The organism is Bradyrhizobium viridifuturi, from assembly GCF_001238275.1.
Classification (GTDB): Bacteria; Pseudomonadota; Alphaproteobacteria; order Rhizobiales; family Xanthobacteraceae; genus Bradyrhizobium; species Bradyrhizobium viridifuturi.
The window spans coordinates 117,427-136,742 of sequence record NZ_LGTB01000023.1 but is presented as its reverse complement, the minus strand read 5'-3'; the positions used below and the strand labels follow the sequence as shown (position 1 = coordinate 136,742).

The following is a 19,316-nucleotide window of genomic DNA, read 5'->3' as shown; positions in this document are numbered from 1 at the left end:
CGGATTATACAGTGGCCTTAATGCAGATGCGACGGACGGTCGTCGTGGTCCGTATCCGCGACCGGTGCCGTGTAGGGCGTGGCGGCCGGTGCCGGCGCACTCGCCGCCTGCGTCTGCGCCGCAAGTTGGCGCTCCTGGTCGCGATAGGACTTCCAGCCCCAGGGCAGGCTGATCAGATAGGCCACCGAGCCCGCCGACAGGATGTGCCAAGGATACCCGATCAGCAGCGCGACGAAGAACACCACCGACACGAACACCGGCAGCACCATCTCCGGCGGCACGCGCATCTTCACGGTCTTGCCGGAGAACACCGGCAGCCGCGACACCATCAGGAAAGCGATCAGCAGCGTGTAGAACGCCGTCAGCGTCGCCGGCGGCATCGGCACGCCGAGGAAGGCGAGATAGATCGGCAGCAGCACGGTGATCGCACCGGCCGGCGCCGGCACGCCGGTGAAATAATTGGCGGCGAAGGCCGGCTTGTTCGGGTCGTCTATCGAGGCATTGAAGCGCGCCAGGCGCAGGCCGCCGGAGATCGCAAACACCATCGCGGCGATCCAGCCGCCATTGTTCAATTCATGCAGCTGCCAGAAATACAGGATCAGGCCAGGTGCGACGCCGAAATTGACGAAGTCGGCGAGGCTGTCGAGCTCGGCGCCGAATTTCGACTGGCCCTTGATCATGCGCGCGACGCGGCCGTCGATGCCGTCGAGGATCGCGGCGAACACGATGGCGGCGACCGCAAGCTCCATCCGCCCTTCCGTCGATAGCCGGATCGCGGTGAGGCCGGCGCAGATCGCCAGCAGCGTGATCATGTTCGGCACCAGCATCCGCACCGGGATCGGGCGGAACCGGCGGCGGCGAAGCTCGCTGGAATTGTTATCGAATGGCGTCATGGTCCGATAAATATAGCAAGCATGGCCCCGCTCCGCCATTGGCGCGGGAACCGACTGATCAGCCTGCCAAAACAGAGTTAATCGGCGCGGTAGGTGCGGCCCGGATCGGCGTTGCGGAAATCCGCCAAAATCGTCTCGCCGGCCACCGCGGTCTGGCCTTCGGAGACCAGCGCCTTGGTGCCCTCGGGCAGGTAGACATCGAGCCGCGAGCCGAACCGGATCAGGCCGAAGCGCTCGCCGGCGCCGATCGACTGGCCTTCCTTGACGAAGCAGACGATGCGCCGCGCCACGAGACCCGCGATCTGGACCACGCCGATGCGGCCGTTGGCGGTCGAGATGACCAGCGAATTGCGCTCATTGTCCTCGCTCGCCTTGTCGAGCTCGGCATTGATGAACGCGCCGGGCCGGTAGGCGATGCGGTCGATGCGGCCGACCACCGGGCTGCGATTCACATGGCAGTTGAACACGCTCATGAACACCGAGACCCGCGGCAGCGGCTTGTCGCCGAGGCCGAGTTCGGCCGGCGGCAACGCCTGCACCACCATGGAGACGCGGCCATCTGCCGGCGACACCACGATGCCGTCACGCAGCGGCGTCACCCGCACCGGGTCGCGGAAGAACAATGCGCACCAGACCGTCAGCAGCGTCCCGATCCACCCCAGCGGGGTCCAGATCCAGAACAGGATCAGGCTCGCCAGAGCGAACCCGCCGATGAAGGGATAGCCCTCCGGATGGATCGGCGGGATCTGCGCGCGGATGGAATTGGCGATCGACATCAGAGCTCGCTTGGGTTTCCCCGCCCCGGTTGGCGGGAGAGGCCTTAAAGCGCGATCATCGCGCTTTGGTCGGTTGTCTTCGGCATGATCCTTTTCGGAAAACCGCTTCGCGCTTTTCCGGATCATGCCCTAATCGACTATTCCGCGGCGGTCGGCAAGGGCTTCTCACCCGCAACGGGGCTGGAATCCTGTGAGGATTCAGTGACCGCCGGCGGCAGGCGATTCGGCGCGGTGCCGTCGTCATCGACCTGGGCGAGCCGCTCGCGGGCCTCCTCGGCCTCGCGCTGCCGGTTCCACATGCTGGCATAGAGCCCGTCGGCGGCCAAAAGCCGCGCGTGAGTGCCGCGCTCGGCGATCCGGCCCTGGTCCAGCACGATGATCTCTCGCGCCGACGATGGTCGACAGCCGGTGCGCGATCACCAGCGAGGTGCGGTTGCGCGAGACCCGCTCCAGCGCGCCTTGGATCTCGGCCTCGGTGTGACTGTCGAGCGCGGAGGTCGCCTCGTCCAGCACCAGGATCGGCGGCGCCTTCAGCACGGTGCGCGCGATCGCGACGCGCTGCTTCTCGCCGCCGGAGAGTTTCAGGCCGCGTTCGCCGACCTGGGTCTCGTAGCCCTGCGGCGACATCCGGATGAAGCCGTCGATCTGCGCGAGCCGCGCCGCCTCCTCGACCTCGTCGTCACCGGCATCCCAGCGGCCGTAGCGGATGTTGTAGCGGATGGTGTCGTTGAACAGCACGGTATCCTGCGGCACCATGCCGATCGCCGAGCGCAACGAGGCCTGCGTCACGGTCTTGATGTCCTGGCCGTCGATCAGGATGCGGCCGCTCGAGACGTCATAGAGCCGGAACAGGAGCCGCGAGATCGTCGACTTGCCGGCGCCCGAGGGACCGACGATCGCAACCGTCTTGCCGGCCGGCACCTCGAAGCTCAGGCCCTTGAGGATCGACCGGTCCGGCTCGTAGGCGAAGCGGACATCCTCGAAGCGCACGCTGCCGGCGGACACTGCGAGCGGCTTTGCGCCCGGCATGTCCTTCACCTCGGGATCGCGCGCCAGCACGTCGAACATCTTCTCGATGTCGATGATCGCCTGCTTGATCTCACGATAGACCATGCCCATGAAGTTCAGCGGCTGGTAGAGCTGGATCATCATCGAATTGATCAGCACGAAATCGCCGACGGTATGGGTGCCGTTGCGGATGCCGAACGCGCACATCAGCATGGTCGCGGTCAGGCCGGCGGTAAAGATGATCGCCTGCCCGGTGTTGAGCACGGCGAGCGAGGTGTAGGTCTTCACGCTGGCCTGCTCGTAGCGCTCCATCGAGCGGTCGTAGCGCCTCGCCTCGCGCTCTTCGGCGCCGAAATATTTCACCGTCTCGTAGTTGAGCAGCGAGTCGATCGCCTTGGTGTTCGCCTCGGTGTCGGAATCGTTCATCTTGCGACGGATCTCGATCCGCCACTCGGTCGCGATGTAGGTGTAGTACATGAACACCACGACCGTGATCAGCACGGCGACCACGTAGCGCCAGTCGAACTGCCACAACAGCACCGCCGCCAGCAGCGCGACCTCGACGATGGTCGGGATCAGCTGCAGGATCACCATCCGCACGATGGTCTCGATGCCGGAGCGGCCGCGCTCCAGCACGCGGGTCAGGCCGCCGGTCTTGCGCTCCAGATGGAAGCGCAGCGACAGCTCGTGCATGTGGACGAAGGTGATGTAGGCGAGCCGCCGCACCGCATGCATCGCGACGCGGGCGAAGATACCGTCGCGCCACTGGGTGAGCACCGCCATGATGATGCGGACCGCGCCATAGCTGATCGTCATCAGCACCGGCGAGGCGATCAGCCAAAGCACCCAGTTCGATGGCTCGACCGGTGCCGAGCCCGCGCCGTTCAGCGCGTCGATCGCCCATTTGAAGGTGAATGGCACCGACAGCGTCGCCAGCTTGGCGAACAGCAGCAGTACCACCGACCAGATCACGCGCATCTTCAGATCGGCGCGATCGCCCGGCCAGATGTAAGGCCAGAGATGAACCAGGGTACCGAGCAGCGTGCCCCTCTCGGCGGCCGGCGTGGTGGCCGTGGGCTCCGCGGCAGCGGTGATCCTCTGTTGCGGCGGCACCATCAGGAGCCCGTCCTCGCCGTCATGGCGCGGCGGTCCGCTGCCACATCTTTTCCACGATTTGCCATTGTGCCCGTCATATAGATCGTTTGGACGCGGCGTACAGGCTTATGACGAAAATTGTTCGCGATTCGCGGGAATTTACGGGATTTTTTGGCTTTCAATCCCCACATGGGAGTCTTGACCCTGTTTACGCTGCAGTGCCACAAGGAACGTATGAACGAAATCAAGACCGTCTGTGTTTATTGCGGCTCCGGCCCCGGTAACAATCCCCGCTTCGTTGAAGCTGCCGTCGCGCTCGGCAAGGCCTTTGCTGAAAACAACGTACGCCTGGTCTATGGCGGCGGCTCGATCGGCCTGATGGGCGCGGTCGCCAAATCCACGCTCGATCATGGCGGCTCCGTGACCGGCATCATCCCGGAATTCCTGCGGGCGCGCGAGAATGCGCTGACCTCGGTCCAGGAGATGATCGTCACGCCCGACATGCACGAGCGCAAGCGCCTGATGTTCGAGCGCTCGGACGCGTTCGTCGCGCTGCCCGGCGGCATCGGTACCCTGGAGGAACTGGTCGAGCAACTGACCTGGCAGCAGCTCGGCCGCCACTCCAAGCCGATCCTGCTCGCCAACATCGACAACTTCTGGGAGCCCCTGCTCTCGCTGCTGAACCACATGCGCATGACCGAGTTCATCCGCCCGACGCTGCCGATCAACGTCCTGATGGCCGACCGCGTCGACGACATCCTGCCGCGGCTGCGTTCGGCGGTGGCCGGCAAGCCGGCCGCCGCGAAGGAGCTCGCGCCTGAAGTCGCGCGGCGCCTGTAGCCCCTACTGGCTCGGAAACGTCACGGCCTCGATGCGGTTGCCGTCGGGGTCGAGGACGAAGGCGGCGTAGTAGCGCACGCGGTCGTGCGGCCGCAGGCCGGGCGGGCCGTCGGACAGGCCGCCGGAAGCCAGCGCGGCGGCATGGAACGCATCGACCTCAGTCGTGCTCTTCGCGCGCAGGCAGATATGGGTGCCGCTCTCATGCGCGACGTGCGCCATCGCGGCGCGCAGGTTGATCCAGAATTCAGGGTAGGCCTTGCCGAAGCCGATGGTCGCCGGCCGCGTGACGAGACGGTTGAGGCCGAGCGCGGCCAGCGTCGGCTCATAGAACCGCGCCGCGCGCTCGAGATCGCGGACGCCGACGGAGACGTGGTCGATCATGATTGACGCTCTCCTTCCATCCGTCATTCGGGGGCGACGCGAAGCATCGAACCCGGATCTCGAGATTCCGGGTTCGCGTCTTCGACGCGCCCCGGAATGACAGCCTAGCCTTTCACGCCTGCGCGCCCGACTTCACCAGCTTGTAGAACACCGAATCCATCAGCGCCTGGAACGAGGCGTCGATGATATTGGGCGAGACGCCGACCGTGGTCCAGCTCTCGCCGGTCTCGTCTTCGCTCTCGATCAGAACCCGCGTCACCGCCTCGGTGCCGCCATTGAGGATACGCACGCGGTAGTCGATCAGCTTCAAGCCATCGATGTATTTCTGGTACTTGCCGAGGTCCTTGCGCAGCGCCACGTCGAGCGCGTTGACCGGACCGTTGCCTTCGGCGGCCGAGATCAGTCGCTCGCCGTCGACGTCGACCTTGACCACCGCGAGCGCCACGGTGACGCGCTGGCCGTTGGCGTTGTAGCGCTGCTCGACATTGACGTCGAACTGCTCGACGGTGAAATATTGCGGCACCTTGCCGAGCGTGCGGCGCGCCAGCAGGTCGAACGAGGCATTGGCGGATTCATAGGCGAAGCCCGCGGCCTCGCGCTCCTTCAACTCCTCGACCAGCCGCGTCAGCCGCGGGTCGCCCTTGTCGTAGACGATGCCGGCGCGGTCGAGCTCGGCCATCACGTTGGAACGGCCGGCCTGATCCGAGACCAGCACCTTGCGATGGTTGCCGACGGTCTCCGGCAGCACATGCTCATAAGTCTGCGGATCCTTCATGACAGCAGAGGCATGGATGCCGGTCTTGGTCACGAAGGCGCTCTCGCCGACGTAAGCCGCATGACGGTTGGGCGCACGGTTCAGCATGTCGTCGAGCGTGCGCGACACCTTCATCAGCGTCGCCAACTTCTCGGTGGTGACCCCGATCTCGAACTTGTCGGAGAACTCCTGCTTCAGCTTCAGGGTCGGGATCAGCGAGCAGAGATTGGCGTTGCCGCAGCGCTCGCCGAGGCCGTTGAGCGTGCCCTGGATCTGCCGCGCGCCGGCGCGCACCGCTGCGAGCGAATTGGCGACCGCCTGCTCGGTGTCGTTATGGGCATGAATGCCGACATGGGCGCCGGGCACCTGCGTGACGACATCGGCGACGATGGTCTCGATCTCATGCGGCATGGTGCCGCCATTGGTGTCGCACAGCACCACCCAGCGCGCGCCGGCCTGATAGGCCGCCTTCGCACAGGCCAGCGCGTAGTCGCGGTCCTCCTTGTAGCCGTCGAAGAAATGCTCGCAGTCGACCATCACTTCGCGGCCGAGCGCCTTCGCGGCAGCGACGCTGTCGCGGATCGAGGCGAGGTTCTCCTCGTTGGTGGTCTCGAGCGCGACCCGGACCTGATAGGCCGACGACTTGGCGACGAAGCAGATCGCGTCCGCCTTGGCCTCGAGGATGCCGGCGAGCCCGGGATCGTTCGAGGCTGAGCGGCCAGGCCGCCGTGTCATGCCGAACGCCGTGAAGCGCGCGTGGTCGAAGTCAGGCTTTTTGCTGAAGAATTCGGTATCGGTCGGATTGGCGCCGGGATAGCCGCCCTCGACATAGTCGATGCCGAGCTGGTCGAGCATGCCCGCGATCACCTGCTTGTCCTGCAGCGTGAAGTCGACGCCGTTGGTCTGCGCGCCGTCGCGCAGCGTGGTGTCGAACAGATAGAGACGCTCGCGGCTCATGCGTGGCCTCCGGGCGCAGCAACGCCGTCGAGCGTCTTCTGCATCGTGGTGTTGGCGAGCCATTCGTCGCCGATAGTCACCGAATTGCGCTGCTGCGCGACATAGCCCCGCTTGCGGAAGAACTCGAGCGCGGTGTCGCTGACATCGACCTTCAGCGTCTTGGTGCCGCGGGCGCTCGCGATCTTCTCCAGCGCATCGCAGAGCGCGCTGCCCGCACCCTGCCCGACCGCACTCGGATGCACGTAGAGCATGTCGATATAGTCGGCGCCCCTGAGCGATGCGAAGCCGACCGGCGCGCCCTGCAAGGTCGCGATCAGCGTCAGTTGGCCGGCGAGCTTCTTGCCAAACGCCGCCTCATCGTCGGCGGCCATCGCCCAGGCTTCCTGCTGCGCCTCGCTGTAGTCGTCGCCGGTCAGATCCATGATCGATGCCGCGAAGATCGCCGCCAGCAGCGGCGCATCGTCAGGCAGATACGGACGCAATGCGGGTGCGGAACGGCTCATCGCGCGACCTCCCAGGTGGTGCCTTCCTTGGAGTCCTTGATCACCACGCCCATCGCGGCGAGCTGATCGCGGATCCGGTCGGACTCCTTGAAGTCCTTGCGCGCACGCGCCGCGGTGCGCTCGGCGATCAATGCCTCGACCGCGGCGGCGTCGACGCCGCTCGCCTGCTCCTTGCGGCCCTTCCACGCCGCCGCGCTCTCCGACAGGAAGCCGAGCAGCCGCAATGAACCGGCGAACTCCTTGCGGCTGGTCTCGCTGCTCGCGGCAGCATTCCGCAGGCTATGCAGCACGGCCATCGCCTGCGCCGTGTTGAGGTCGTCGTAGAGCGCCTCGACCATCGCCGGCGACGGCGCGCTGGACTCGGCGTCGGCCGCGACCGCATACCAATCGTCGAGCGTCCTGGCGGCTTCTTCCGCACTCTTCAACGTCCAGTCGAGCGGCGAACGGTAGTGCGTTCTCAGCATGCTGAGCCGCAGCACCTCGCCCGGCCAGTCAGCCAGCAGGTCACGGATCGTGAAGAAGTTGCCGAGCGACTTCGACATCTTCTCGCTTTCGATCTGCAGGAAGCCATTGTGCATCCAGACATTGGCCATGCGGTCGGTGTGGAACGCGCAGCAGGTCTGCGCGAGCTCGTTCTCATGGTGCGGGAACACCAGATCGATGCCTCCGCCATGGATGTCGAACTTCTCGCCGAGATGCTTCCAGGCCATCGCCGAGCACTCGATGTGCCAACCGGGCCGGCCCTCGACCGCGATGCCTGCCGGCGACGGCCAGGACGGTTCGCCCGGCTTCGACGGCTTCCACAGCACGAAGTCGGTGTTGTCGTGCTTGTAGGGCGCGACGTCGACGCGTGCGCCCGCGATCATCTCGTCGAGCGAGCGCTTCGACAGCGAACCATAGCGTGGCAGCACCGAATTGGCCGCGTTCATCGCCTGCGGCGAGAACAGCACGTGATCCTCGGCGACATAGGCAAAACCGCCGGCAACCAGCTTCTCGATGATCGCGCGCATCTCCGGGATGTGCTCGGTCGCGCGCGGCTGTACGGTCGGCGGCAAGCAGCCCAGCGCGGTGACGTCGTCCTGGTACTGCTGATAGGTCAGCTCGGTGACCTTGCGGATCGCCTCGTTCAGCGGCATGCCGGGATAGTCCCGCGCGGCGCGGACGTTGATCTTGTCGTCGACGTCGGTGATGTTGCGGACATAGGTCACGTGGCCGGCGCCGTAGCGATGGCGCAGCACGCGGAACAGCACGTCGAAGACGATGGCCGCGCGGCCGTTGCCGATATGGGCGAAGTCGTAGACCGTCGGTCCGCAAGCATACATGCGGACGTTGTTGGCATCGAGCGGCACGAACGGCCGCTTCTCCCGGGTCAACGTATCGTAGAGGCGCAAATCCATGGGTACCCATCCCTTGCGGCCGGGCGTCCAGTGATTCTCAGGCGATTGAGAAAAGACGGCCTCAGCCAGCGAATCGCTAGCTCATAATCTCGCGGCAAATGCTGCAGATGGCGAGGTGGCCGTTCATGGTTCCACCATGTCTCATGACCCCCTTATCGCGTCAAGGGGCTGTTTTCGGGCGTTTTGCGCCGCGCCGCGGAGCGAAATCACGCCAACGCCCTCATGGTTAATCATTATTAAGCATTTGGGCGTATCCGGTGGCTTGCGGATTCCCCGCCATTTCACTGGTGCACCATGCGGCCCATTTCAGCATTGATTGTCTGCACGCTTTTCCTTGTCCCGTCCGCCCTTGTCTCCTCGGCCGCGCTGGCCGACAGCCGGGTTTTCATCATCGCCAACGAAGCCGACGGCTACGGCATCGACGAGTGCCTCGCCCGTGGTGACCGCTGCGGCGCGTCCGCTGCCCGCGCCTATTGCCGGTCACGCGATTTTGCGCAGGCCACCAATTACCGTCGCGTCGATCCCGACGAGATCACCGGCGCAGTTCCGCACGCCGCGAACCAGAAATGCACCGGGAATAGCTGCGGCGAATACGTCGCCATCACCTGCCAGCGTTGAGCCAAGCCGCTGGATAAACGGGGTTATTGCCACACCGGCGCCCCGGAAACGACGTGACGCTGCCCCGAGAAAAGGCTATTGCAGCGGCCTTGCCCGCGCGCTTTGGCGTTGCTCGCCGCGCGGCGTCGTTTTAATGGCCGGATATGCCCAATAGCTCCCGATCTCGCTTCCCCCGCTGGTTTTTGACTTGCGCCGTGCTGGCCGGCATCGCCCTGCCCGCCACTGATGTGCTGGCGCAGGTGCCGCCGGGCCCGCCCGGCCCGGCGCCCCAGGGCGCCCAGCCCAATCCGCAGGCCAATCCGATGTGCGTGCGGCTCGAGGGCCAGCTGGCGGCGATCGATCGTGGCGGCGGCAGCGGCGACCCGGCCAAGGACGAGCAGATCCGCCGCTATCAGGACGCGGCGACGCGGCAGCAGGGCGAGCTCGATCGCGTGACCGCGCAGGCCCGCCGCATGGGCTGCGACAGCTCCGGGTTCTTCTCGCTCTTCAATAACAACTCGGCGCAGTGCGGACCGGTCAACAACCAGATCCAGCAGATGCGCGCCAATCTCGACCAGATGACCGCCAATCTCGAGCGGCTGCGCACCGGCGGCCTCGGCGGCGCCGACCGCGAGAACCAGCGCCGCTCGGTCCTGACCGCGTTGGCGCAGAACAATTGCGGCCCGCAATACGCCGCGGCCGCCGCGCGTGGCCCCGGCAATTTCATCGAGAACCTGTTCGGCGGCGGCGGTGGCGGCAATCCCGGCAATCCGCTGCCCCCACCCGACGCGCAATATGCCGGGCAGTCCGGCACCTTCCGCACCGTCTGCGTCCGCACCTGTGACGGCGCCTATTTCCCGATCTCGTTCGCAACCACGCAGGCGCGCTTTGCCGCTGACGAGCAGGTCTGCAAGGCGCAGTGCCCGGCCGCGGAGGCCAGCCTGTTCGCCTACCGTAATCCCGGCGAAGACATCAACCAGGCGGTCTCGATCAGCGGCCAGTCTTACTCATCGCTACCGAACGCCTTCAAGTACCGAACCGAGTTCAACCCGTCCTGCTCGTGCAGGGCGGCCGGCCAGAGCTGGGCCGAAGCGTTGAAGGCGGTCGACGACCAGTCGGCCGCTGCGCAGCAGGGCGACATCATCGTCACCGAGGAGAGCGCGCGGAAGATGCAGCAGCGCGCGCAGACCAAGGCTGCCGCCGGCAAGAAGGGTGCGCCGGCAGCCGCCGCTCAGCAGCCAGCTGCCGCTGACGCCACTGCGCCGGCCCCGGCCGCGCCCACGAGCGACGGCCAGATCCGCACGGTCGGCCCGACGTTCATCCAGCAGAAGAAGCAGTAGGGTTTAGCCCTCAAACGCCTCAGCCGACGCGCGCGAAGTGCGCGTCACCAGCTTCTCGTCCGGCTCCGGCAAAGCCTTGCCGAAATCGCGGAAGCGGTTGGTGATGGGATAGCGGCGGTCGCGGCCAAAGTTCTTCCGCGTCACCTTCACCCCGGGTGCGGCCTGCCGCCGCTTGTATTCGGCGATGTTGAGCAGGCGGTCGACGCGGGTCACCACGTCGCGGTCGAAGCCGGCTTCGATGATGGTCGCAAGCGGCTCCTCGCGCTCGACGAGCCGCTCCAGGATCGCGTCCAGCACATCATAAGGCGGCAGCGAATCCTGGTCGGTCTGGTTCTCGCGCAACTCCGCGGTCGGCGGCCGGATGATGATGTTGACCGGGATCACCTCGCCCGACGGGCCGAGCGCGCCGTCCGGCTTCCAGGCATTGCGCAGGCTGGACAGGCGGAACACCTCGGTCTTGTAGATGTCCTTGATCGGGTTGAAGCCGCCATTCATGTCGCCGTACAGCGTGGCGTAGCCGACCGACATTTCCGACTTGTTGCCGGTCGTCACCACCATGGCGCCGGTCTTGTTGGAGATCGCCATCAACAGCGTGCCACGGGCGCGCGCCTGCAGATTCTCCTCGGTGATGTCGCGCTCCATGCCAGCAAACACCGGCGCCAGGATCTTCTCGAACCCGTTCACGGCGTCGGCAATCGGCAGGATCTCGTAGCGGATGCCGAGCGCGGCGGCGAGCTTGGCGGCATCGTCGAGCGACACCTGCGCGGTGTAGCGGAACGGCAGCATCACGCCGCGCACCTTGTCGGCGCCGAGCGCGTCGACTGCGATCGCCGCGCACAGCGCCGAGTCGATGCCGCCGGAGACGCCGAGCAGCACGCCGGGAAAACCGTTCTTGCGGACGTAGTCGCGCAGGCCGAGCACACAGGCCGCGTAATCCGCCTTGTCGCCCTCGAGCTGCGCCGTGCTCGGCCCGTTGCAGCGCCAGCCGTTGGCGGTCTTGCGCCAGGTCAGCGTCGTGATGTTCTCCTCGAACGCCGGAAGCTGCGCCGCGACTGAGAGATCAGCATTCAGCGCGAACGAGGCGCCGTCGAAGATCAATTCGTCCTGGCCGCCGACTTCATTCAAATAGACCAGCGGCAGCCCGCTCTCGGTGACGCGCGCCACCACGATCGACAGCCGAAGGTCGGCCTTGTCGCGGGCATAGGGCGAGCCGTTCGGCACCACCAGGATCTCGGCGCCGGTCTCGGCGAGACATTCGACGACGTTCTCGTACTCCTCGGACTCCTCGAGCCAGATGTCCTCGCAGATCGGCACGCCGATGCGCACGCCGCGCACCGTCACCGGGCCAGGCGCCGGGCCGCGCGCGAACAACCGCTTCTCGTCGAACACGCCGTAATTCGGCAGATTGGCCTTGAAACGCAGCGCGGCGATGCGTCCGCCGTCGAGCAGCGCGCAGGCATTGTAGAGCTTGCTGTCCTCGACCCAGGGCGTGCCGATCAGCATGGCCGGACCGCCGTCCTTGGTCTCGCGCGCCAGCTCTTCGACCGCGGCACGGCAGGCCGATTGGAACGCCGGCTTGAGCACCAGGTCCTCCGGCGGATAGCCGGCAAGGAACAGTTCCGACAACACCACGAGGTCGGCGCCGTCGGCCTTGGCTTTCTCGCGCGCCGCGCGCGCCTTCGCGGCGTTGCCGGTGACGTCACCGACCGTCGGGTTGAGTTGCGCCAGGGTGATCTTGATCTGTTGTTCGCTCATAGCTTTATGTTGTCCCGCACAAGGGCAAACTTCAATGGCCGTCCGGTCATGGTGCGATTGCAGAAATCGCACTGGGATCCCTGGTCAGGGTGCAAGCTCCGCCCTCACCTCGCCGAGCAGCGCCAAAGCACCCATCCGGCCCAATTCGTCCGAACATTTTGCGCTCTTGCCGTAGCAGCAAAATGCGACGGTGACCCGCTCGGACAGCGGCCCGATAAGAGGCAAGCCGCTATCGCCAAAGCTGGTCATGCAGGGCACGACGCGGCGCTCTTCGAACTTGAGGCCGCGGATGCGATCGAGGATCTGCGCTTGCAGGCGATCAGCGACGTCGACTGATCCGCCCGACCGGAACCAGTCCTTGATGTCAGCTTCGCTGCCGAGCGGACGATCGACCGGATCGCCGCCGAGCTTCAACCAGGTCTGGCCGTCCGGATACGGGATCGGCGGCAGGATATAGGGGTTGTCGCCCTTCGGCCCGAGACAGCGCATCGACGGCATGCCGGCCAGGCGTTCGACCTCTGCCCGATCGAGCCGGAACAGCGCCGCGGTACGCGCATAGACCGTAACACCCAGCGATCGGCCGAGCAGCGATTGGGTATGCCCGCCGGCGGCAACCAGCACACGCTCGGCTTCGAGGTTGCCCGATCGCGTCCGGATCGTCACACCGGAAGCGGTTTCCGACATCCCGAGCGCAGCTTCGTCGATGATCCGAGCGCCCGCGCGCTCCGCCGCGATCGTCTGCGCCCGCACCAGGCGCCGCGGGCTGATGTAGCCGGCATTGCGCGGCTCGAAATAGCCCAGCATGCCCGCGGTTGATTTCAGAAACGGAAACCGCTCGGCGAGCGCCGTGTCCTGATAGGATTCACAGGAGATCGCCTCGTCGGCACAGACTTGGCCAACCGAAGCGACATCGGTGGTTTCGCTGTTGCCGACGTGAAGCGCGCCGGCTTCCCGGTAGAAATCGACACCGCTTTCCGCAGTAATCTCGCCGTAGCGCGCGATCGCGGCGCGGTTCATCTGCCGCCAGAACGCTTGCGGATCGTAGGTCCGCGTGATGCGGCCTTCGTCATAGTGGCTGCCGAACACGCCGTCATGGCGCGAAAAATCGGCCGGCTCACCCGGCCCGATCAGTGCGACCTCGTGGCCCATCTTGCTCAGATGCCGCGCGGCCGCCGACCCGATCAGACCTCGTCCGATCACCGCAAGCTTGATCGGCTTACCGACGGTCACAGTTAGAAAGCACCCATGCGCTCGGCGAGAGCGAACAGCCAGAACAGCCCGGCCATCACAAGCGCGACGCCAACGGCGGCGGAGCCCATGTCCTTGACCCGCCCGATCTGCGGGTCGTGATCCATGGTCAGGCGGTCGGCAAGCTTCTCGATCGCGGTATTGAGCAGCTCGATGACGAGCACCAGCACCACGGTCGCGACCAGCTCGACCCGGCGCATCACGGTGGCGCCGACCAGCCAGGCCAGCGGCACCGACAGCACCAGCGCCGCGACCTCCTCGCGGATCGCCTGCTCCGAGCGGATGGCGAATGCCAGCCCGTTGCGCGAGTTGATGGTGGCTCGCCAGAACCTCAGCAAGTCACTGCCCCCAAATCACTGCACCACGTCACTGCCCCAGATCACAATCCCGCAGCGGCCGGCATCGGTTTGACCTTGCCGGCGCGCTCCTGCTTCAAGAGCTCGGCGATCAGGAAGGCCATGTCGATCGATTGTTCGGCGTTGAGACGGGGATCGCAAACCGTGTGATAGCGGTCATTGAGGTCCTCATCGGTGATGGCGCGCGCGCGCCGATGCATTCGGTGACGTCCTGTCCGGTCATCTCCAGATGCACTCCACCGGCATGGGTGCCCTCGGCGGCATGGATTGCGAAGAACGACTTCACCTCCGCCAGCACGCGGTCGAACGGCCGCGTCTTGTAGCCTGAGGTCGAGGTGATGGTGTTGCCGTGCATCGGATCGCACGACCAGACCACAACACGGCCCTCGCGCTGCACGGCGCGGATCAGGCCCGGCAGGTGATCGCCGACCTTGTCGGCGCCGAACCGGTTGATCAGCGTCAGCCGTCCCGGCTCGTTGTCGGGATTGAGGACGTCGATCAGCTTCAAAAGCTCGTCCGGCTTCAGCGACGGGCCGCATTTCAGGCCGATCGGGTTCTTGATGCCGCGGAAATACTCGACATGGCCGTGGTCGAGCTGACGGGTGCGGTCGCCGATCCAGATCATGTGGCCCGAGGTCGCATACCAGTCGCCGGTAGTCGAATCGACCCGCGTCATGGCCTGCTCGTAGCCGAGCAGCAGCGCCTCGTGGCTGGTATAGAAATCGGTGGCGCGCAGCTCGGGATGGCTCTCGAGATCGAGGCCGCAGGCGCGCATGAAGTTCAGCGCGTCCGAGATGCGGTCGGCCAGTTCCTTGTAGCGGCGGGACTGCGGCGAATCCTTCAGGAAGCCGAGCATCCATTGATGCACGCTGCCGAGATTGGCGAAGCCGCCGGTCGCGAACGCACGCAGCAGGTTCAGCGTCGCCGCGGATTGGCGATAGGCCATCAGCTGGCGCTGCGGATCCGGGGTGCGGGCTTCCGCGGTGAAGGCGATGTCGTTGACGATGTCGCCGCGATAGCTCGGCAGCTCGACGTCGCCCTGCTTCTCGGTCGGCGACGAGCGCGGTTTTGCGAATTGCCCGGCGATGCGGCCGACCTTCACCACCGGCAGCGCGCGGCATAGGTCATGACCACGGCCATCTGCAGTAGTACGCGGAAGAAGTCGCGGATGTTGTTGGCGCCGTGCTCGGCAAAGCTCTCGGCGCAGTCGCCGCCCTGCAGCAGGAAGGCCTCACCCGCGGCCACCCGCCCCAGCGCCTTCTTCAGGCTGCGTGCCTCGCCCGCGAACACCAGCGGCGGAAAGGTCGCCAGCTGGGCCTCGACATCGGCCAATGCCTTGGCATCGGGATAATCGGGCACCTGCAGCACCTTCTTGGCGCGCCAGCTATCGGGTGTCCACCGCTCGGACATGAGGTCAACTCCTGAGCAAAAACCGCGACTTAATCGCGGGCCTACGGAAAGCCCGGCTTATACACAGGGCGCCGGTCTCCCGCTAGAAGGATTCCTGCAATTCCGTCAAGCTCTTGCAAGCAAATCCGAATTCGCATTTGGTAGAGCATAGCATGAATGCCGGGGAAATCGCCGTGGCCGCCGCCGCGCTGGACGACGTTTTTAGCGACGACATCGTCGTGCCGGCCGCGGACGGCTATCCGCTCGCCGCGACGCTGTTCCTGCCCCGCGGCAGGAAGCGCCACGCCGTCCTGATCAACTCGGCGACCGCGGTGCCGCGCAAGGTCTATCGTGCTTTGCCGGCTACCTCGCCCGCCGCGGCGCGGCGGTCCTGACCTACGACTACCGCGGCACCGGGGATTCCAGGCCGATGGCGGCGACCGGCCTGAACAAGCAGAAGTCGCTGGCCGGCTTCAAGGCAACGATGGCGGACTGGGCCGCGCTCGACGCCACCGCCGCCGTACGCTGGATGCGAGAGCGCTATCGCGACCTGCCGTTTGCCTATGTGGGCCACTCCTTCGGCGGCCAGGCGCTCGGGCTTCTTGCCAACAACGCTGAAATTCCGCGCGCGCTGCTAATCGCCTCGCAGGCCGCGCATTGGAAGCTGATGGCCTCGCCCGAGCGCTACCGCGTCGTCGCCTTCATGAACGGCATCGGGCTGCCGCTGGCGCGGACGCTCGGCTATGTGCCCGCCTGGGCCGGCCTCGGCATGGACCTGCCGGGCGGCGTGTTCGAGCAATGGCGAAGCTGGGTGATGCGCGAGCGCTACCTGCTCGACGATCCAGCACTTGCCGCGCGCGAAAATTTTCCGAAGTTCAAGGGCAAGCTCCGCGCGCTCACCATCACCGACGACACCTGGGCGACGCGCCCGGCGGTCGAACTGCTCTGCTCGGCGTTCACGTCGATCACGCCCGACGTCATCGTGATCAGTCCCGCAGACGCCGGCGTGCCGAAGATCGGCCATTTCGGCTTCTTCCGCAGCGAACACCGCGACGCGCTGTGGCGCGGCGCCGCGGAATGGCTCGAGGCGGAGGGGTAAGGGCGACACGCTCCGCTGTCGCCCCTGCGAACCGAAGGTCTCACACCACCTTCCGCGCCGCTGCCGTCGCCACATCCCCCGTATTCGGCGTCCCGGTCGGCTCGATCAGCAGCAGATGCACCTCCTCCCGCGCGACGGGGCGATGCTCGACGCCCTTCGGCACGATGTACATCTGGCCTTGCCTCAGCGTGACGGTGCGGTCGCGCAGCTCGATGTCGAGCACGCCTTTCAGCACTAGGAAGAAATCGTCCGTGTCGTCGTGCTTGTGCCAGACGAACTCGCCCTGCACCTTCACCACCATGACGTCGCACGCGTTGAACTGCGCGACGGTGCGCGGCGACCAGTGATCGGAGAAGGTCGATAATTTTTCGTCGAGATCAATCGCATCGCTCATTGGTGCCTCAGGGTTCGGTCGAGGCACACTAGCGCAATCATCTCTGCGATGCTTCGCCGCTTTGCCGGCGCGCTCCTATTGATAGGTGGATGGCTTGTGATGGCCGTTCATTCCGCAGGGCGTTTCGCCGTTGGCGGCCTTGCGCTCCAGCAGTTCCCGTTCGGCCTTGTACCAGAGCTGATCCATCTGGCCTGGCGGCTCGCCGGCGTCCTTCCACAGCTCATAGGCGCGGGTCCGAATCTCTTGCTCGGTGGGACCTGTCATGGGCGGCTCCCTCAATTTGAGACATCAAACTGTTTGAGAGTGGAACAGCCAGCATAGCGCAAGGTTCCAAGGCGCGCGAGATGGCGCACTGCCGACAGCGCGCGGCGTCTGTGCACAAGCCCATGGCTCAGGCCATTCGCCGGAAAACGGACCTGATTTTGAACTTGCCCAAAGAAAAGGCCCCAGCAGGGGGGGCACAGGCTGAGGCCAAGTCATTCACAAATGAGGTCAAAGCGTCACGCGACCAGCAGCCAGGCGACGCTGACGATGAGGGCGATGAATGACGCCCCGGCAAACCCGAGGAAGCCGTAGTCCAAACTGTCCATGTGATCCGGTCTGAACATGCCCGCAGTCTGAGCCCGGATGGGCGCGGCCGCATTCACATATGCATGTCAGCAAGGGTGCCCTAATTCCCCCGGCGCCGGAACGAACGGCCGCAGCGAGCAGCCCGCGCTCCGGCAACGCGCGATATTACAGCGGCAAACTACCCCTTCAGAGGTATGAAACCTCTGCGGCTTTACGCAGACCAATCCTCATCAGGATTTTGCCACGACCCTCCTGGGGCTAGAGACAGCGCCGCTCGCAAGTATTTCAAGCGGGCGGCGTTGCGCTGTCAGGAAGATCTCGTTCCGTTGAGCAGCACCGAGTGACGGCGGCCATAGGCGAAATAGAGCCCGAGGCCGATCACCAGCCACACGACGAGCCGCAGCCAGGTCTCCAGCGGCAGGAACACCATCAGCATCAGCGAGAAGGCGATGCCGAGCACCGGGACGACAGGGACGCCGGGCGTGCGGAACGGGCGCGCGATCTCCGCATCGCTCTTGCGCAGATAGATCACCGCGCCGCAGACCAGCACGAAAGCGAACAGCGTGCCGATAGAGACCATCTCGCCGAGGATATCGATCGGGGTCAGCGCGGCGACAATGGCGACCACGATGCCGATCATGAGCTGGCTCTTCCAGGGCGTCCCGAGCGAGGGATGCACGTCGGAGAACAGCCTTGGCAGCAGGCCGTCCTTGGCGATCTGGAAGAAGATCCGGCTCTGGCCATACAGCAGCACCAGGATCACCGTGGTGAGGCCGGACAGCGCGCCGATCTTGATCAGCACCGAGAACCAGGTCTGTCCGATGACATCGACGCCCTTGGCGATCGGATCGGCGACGCGAGCTCGGTGTAGGGCACGAGGCCGGTGAGCACGCCGGCGACCGCGACATACAGGATCGTGCAGATCAGCAGCGAGCCGAGAATACCGATCGGCATGTCGGTCTGCGGATGCTTGGCTTCCTGCGCCGCGGTCGACACCGCGTCGAAGCCGATGAAGGCGAAGAACACGACGGAGGCGCCGCGCATCACGCCGGTCCAGCCGAACTGACCGAAGGTGCCGGTGTTATCGGGGATGAAGGGATGCCAGTTCGCCGGCGTCACGTATCCGGCGCCGAACAGGATGAAGGCGAGCACAACGGCGAGCTTGATGCCGACCATGATGTTGTTGAGCCGGGCCGACTCCTTGGTTCCACCGATCAGCATCGCGGTCAGCAGCAGTACGATGAACGCCGCCGGCAGATTGACGATGCCGGCGACCGTCGAGCCATCGGCCAGCTTGGCCTCGGTCCACGGCGCCGCGGCATATTGCGCGGGAATGTTGATGCCGAAATTGCGCAGCAGCGAGGCGATGTAGCCGGACCAGCCGACCGCGACGGTGGAGGCGCCCATCGCGTATTCGAGGATCAGGTCCCAGCCGATGATCCAGGCGAACAGCTCGCCGAGGGTCGCGTAGGTGTAGGTATAGGTGCTGCCGGAGACCGGCAGCAGCGCCGCGAGCTCGGCGTAGCAAAGGCCGACAAAGGCGCAGGCGATGCCGCCGACGACGAAGGACAGCATGATGGCAGGGCCGGCATAATGCGCCGCCGCGGTGCCGGTCAGAACGAAGATGCCCGCACCGATGATGCAGCCGATCCCGAGTGCCGTGATGCTCAGCGCCCCGAGCGTCTTGCCGAGCGTGTGCTCGCCCGCCTCCGCGATGATGGTGGCGACCGACTTGCGCGTCATCAAACCCAGATCAGTCATGGCGACATCTCCTTCCGATGTGACCGGTACTGGGTAACAATCAGAACGAGCGCTTCGGGTTCCGCGTATCGGAACGATTGTCCTGCCCGGCGGCCTGGGTTGGCGCTTGATTGGCGCGGAGTGACGGCGCCGGTCGCAGACCAGACGCGAGCCGAATGTGTCCGGATGTTGCGACACGACGATCCGCATCGTCATGGCGCGTG

At 65.5% G+C, this 19,316-nt stretch carries 14 protein-coding genes and 4 pseudogenes; 4 read left to right on the top strand and 14 right to left on the bottom strand.

Annotated elements, in window-relative coordinates:
- Positions 1-17 precede the first annotated feature (17 nt).
- The 3 genes and pseudogenes from pssA to ALC15_RS21700 all read right to left on the bottom strand — a co-directional run bounded on the left by pssA (position 18) and on the right by ALC15_RS21700 (position 3,793).
- Complete coding sequence (gene pssA, locus ALC15_RS21710; protein WP_050629005.1) at positions 18-893, bottom strand: CDP-diacylglycerol--serine O-phosphatidyltransferase; 876 nt, start codon at positions 891-893, stop codon at positions 18-20.
- Positions 894-970: 77 nt separating this feature from the next.
- Positions 971-1,669 (bottom strand): phosphatidylserine decarboxylase, encoded by a 699-nt coding sequence (locus ALC15_RS21705; protein ID WP_050629004.1) that lies wholly within the window; start codon positions 1,667-1,669, stop codon positions 971-973.
- A gap of 137 nt (positions 1,670-1,806) precedes the next feature.
- Positions 1,807-3,793: pseudogene (locus tag ALC15_RS21700) on the bottom strand (ABCB family ABC transporter ATP-binding protein/permease).
- Positions 3,794-4,006: 213 nt separating this feature from the next.
- On the opposite strand from ALC15_RS21700, the gene ALC15_RS21695 reads away from it, so the two are divergent.
- Positions 4,007-4,612 carry an LOG family protein gene (locus tag ALC15_RS21695; RefSeq protein ID WP_050629003.1) on the top strand — a complete coding sequence of 202 codons (606 nt, stop codon included), beginning with the start codon at positions 4,007-4,009 and terminating at the stop codon, positions 4,610-4,612.
- A 3-nt stretch (positions 4,613-4,615) separates the two neighbouring features.
- Here the strand turns inward: ALC15_RS21695 and ALC15_RS21690 are convergent, their stop codons facing one another.
- From ALC15_RS21690 to cysS, 4 genes are all read right to left on the bottom strand, one after another.
- Positions 4,616-4,993, bottom strand: a complete 378-nt coding sequence (locus ALC15_RS21690; protein WP_050629002.1) for a VOC family protein — start codon at positions 4,991-4,993, stop codon at positions 4,616-4,618.
- Positions 4,994-5,105: 112 nt separating this feature from the next.
- Entirely contained in the window at positions 5,106-6,704 is a 1,599-nt protein-coding gene (gene cimA / locus ALC15_RS21685) for a citramalate synthase (RefSeq protein WP_050629001.1), read from the bottom strand.
- Positions 6,701-7,207, bottom strand: a complete 507-nt coding sequence (locus ALC15_RS21680; RefSeq protein ID WP_050629000.1) for a GNAT family N-acetyltransferase — start codon at positions 7,205-7,207, stop codon at positions 6,701-6,703. The genes cimA and ALC15_RS21680 overlap by 4 nt, the downstream gene beginning before the upstream one ends.
- A complete protein-coding gene (cysS, locus tag ALC15_RS21675) occupies positions 7,204-8,604 on the bottom strand; it encodes a cysteine--tRNA ligase (RefSeq protein ID WP_050628999.1) in 1,401 nt (466 codons plus the stop codon). The genes ALC15_RS21680 and cysS overlap by 4 nt, the downstream gene beginning before the upstream one ends.
- Before the next feature lie 294 nt (positions 8,605-8,898).
- Between cysS and ALC15_RS21670 the strand changes: the two genes are divergently transcribed.
- A complete protein-coding gene (locus ALC15_RS21670; RefSeq protein ID WP_050628998.1) occupies positions 8,899-9,222 on the top strand; it encodes a hypothetical protein in 324 nt (107 codons plus the stop codon).
- 143 nt (positions 9,223-9,365) lie between these two features.
- The gene (locus ALC15_RS21665) at positions 9,366-10,541 is read left to right on the top strand and encodes a DUF2865 domain-containing protein (protein WP_050628997.1); all 1,176 of its coding nucleotides are present in this window, start codon (positions 9,366-9,368) and stop codon (positions 10,539-10,541) included.
- Between the two features lie 3 nt (positions 10,542-10,544).
- Here ALC15_RS21665 and ALC15_RS21660 read toward each other — a convergent pair whose 3' ends face one another.
- The 4 genes and pseudogenes from ALC15_RS21660 to ALC15_RS21645 all read right to left on the bottom strand — a co-directional run bounded on the left by ALC15_RS21660 (position 10,545) and on the right by ALC15_RS21645 (position 15,310).
- Positions 10,545-12,296: an NAD+ synthase gene (locus ALC15_RS21660; protein ID WP_050628996.1), complete on the bottom strand. Its 1,752-nt coding sequence runs from the start codon at positions 12,294-12,296 to the stop codon at positions 10,545-10,547.
- A gap of 84 nt (positions 12,297-12,380) precedes the next feature.
- Positions 12,381-13,526: an NAD(P)/FAD-dependent oxidoreductase gene (locus ALC15_RS21655; protein WP_200914683.1), complete on the bottom strand. Its 1,146-nt coding sequence runs from the start codon at positions 13,524-13,526 to the stop codon at positions 12,381-12,383.
- Positions 13,527-13,528: 2 nt separating this feature from the next.
- Positions 13,529-13,882 (bottom strand): diacylglycerol kinase, encoded by a 354-nt coding sequence (locus tag ALC15_RS21650; RefSeq protein ID WP_050628995.1) that lies wholly within the window; start codon positions 13,880-13,882, stop codon positions 13,529-13,531.
- Positions 13,883-13,923: 41 nt separating this feature from the next.
- Positions 13,924-15,310 (bottom strand): annotated as a pseudogene (locus tag ALC15_RS21645) (class II 3-deoxy-7-phosphoheptulonate synthase).
- Between the two features lie 152 nt (positions 15,311-15,462).
- Between ALC15_RS21645 and ALC15_RS21640 the strand changes: the two are divergent.
- Positions 15,463-16,388 (top strand): annotated as a pseudogene (locus ALC15_RS21640) (alpha/beta hydrolase family protein).
- A 40-nt stretch (positions 16,389-16,428) separates the two neighbouring features.
- On the opposite strand, the gene ALC15_RS21635 reads toward ALC15_RS21640, so the two are convergent.
- The 3 genes and pseudogenes from ALC15_RS21635 to ALC15_RS21625 form a co-directional block, all read right to left on the bottom strand.
- Positions 16,429-16,782 (bottom strand): cupin domain-containing protein, encoded by a 354-nt coding sequence (locus tag ALC15_RS21635; protein ID WP_050628994.1) that lies wholly within the window; start codon positions 16,780-16,782, stop codon positions 16,429-16,431.
- A 75-nt stretch (positions 16,783-16,857) separates the two neighbouring features.
- Positions 16,858-17,046 carry a DUF2934 domain-containing protein gene (locus tag ALC15_RS21630; protein WP_050628993.1) on the bottom strand — a complete coding sequence of 63 codons (189 nt, stop codon included), beginning with the start codon at positions 17,044-17,046 and terminating at the stop codon, positions 16,858-16,860.
- A gap of 613 nt (positions 17,047-17,659) precedes the next feature.
- Positions 17,660-19,113: pseudogene (locus ALC15_RS21625) on the bottom strand (amino acid permease).
- Between the last annotated feature and the right edge of the window lie 203 nt (positions 19,114-19,316).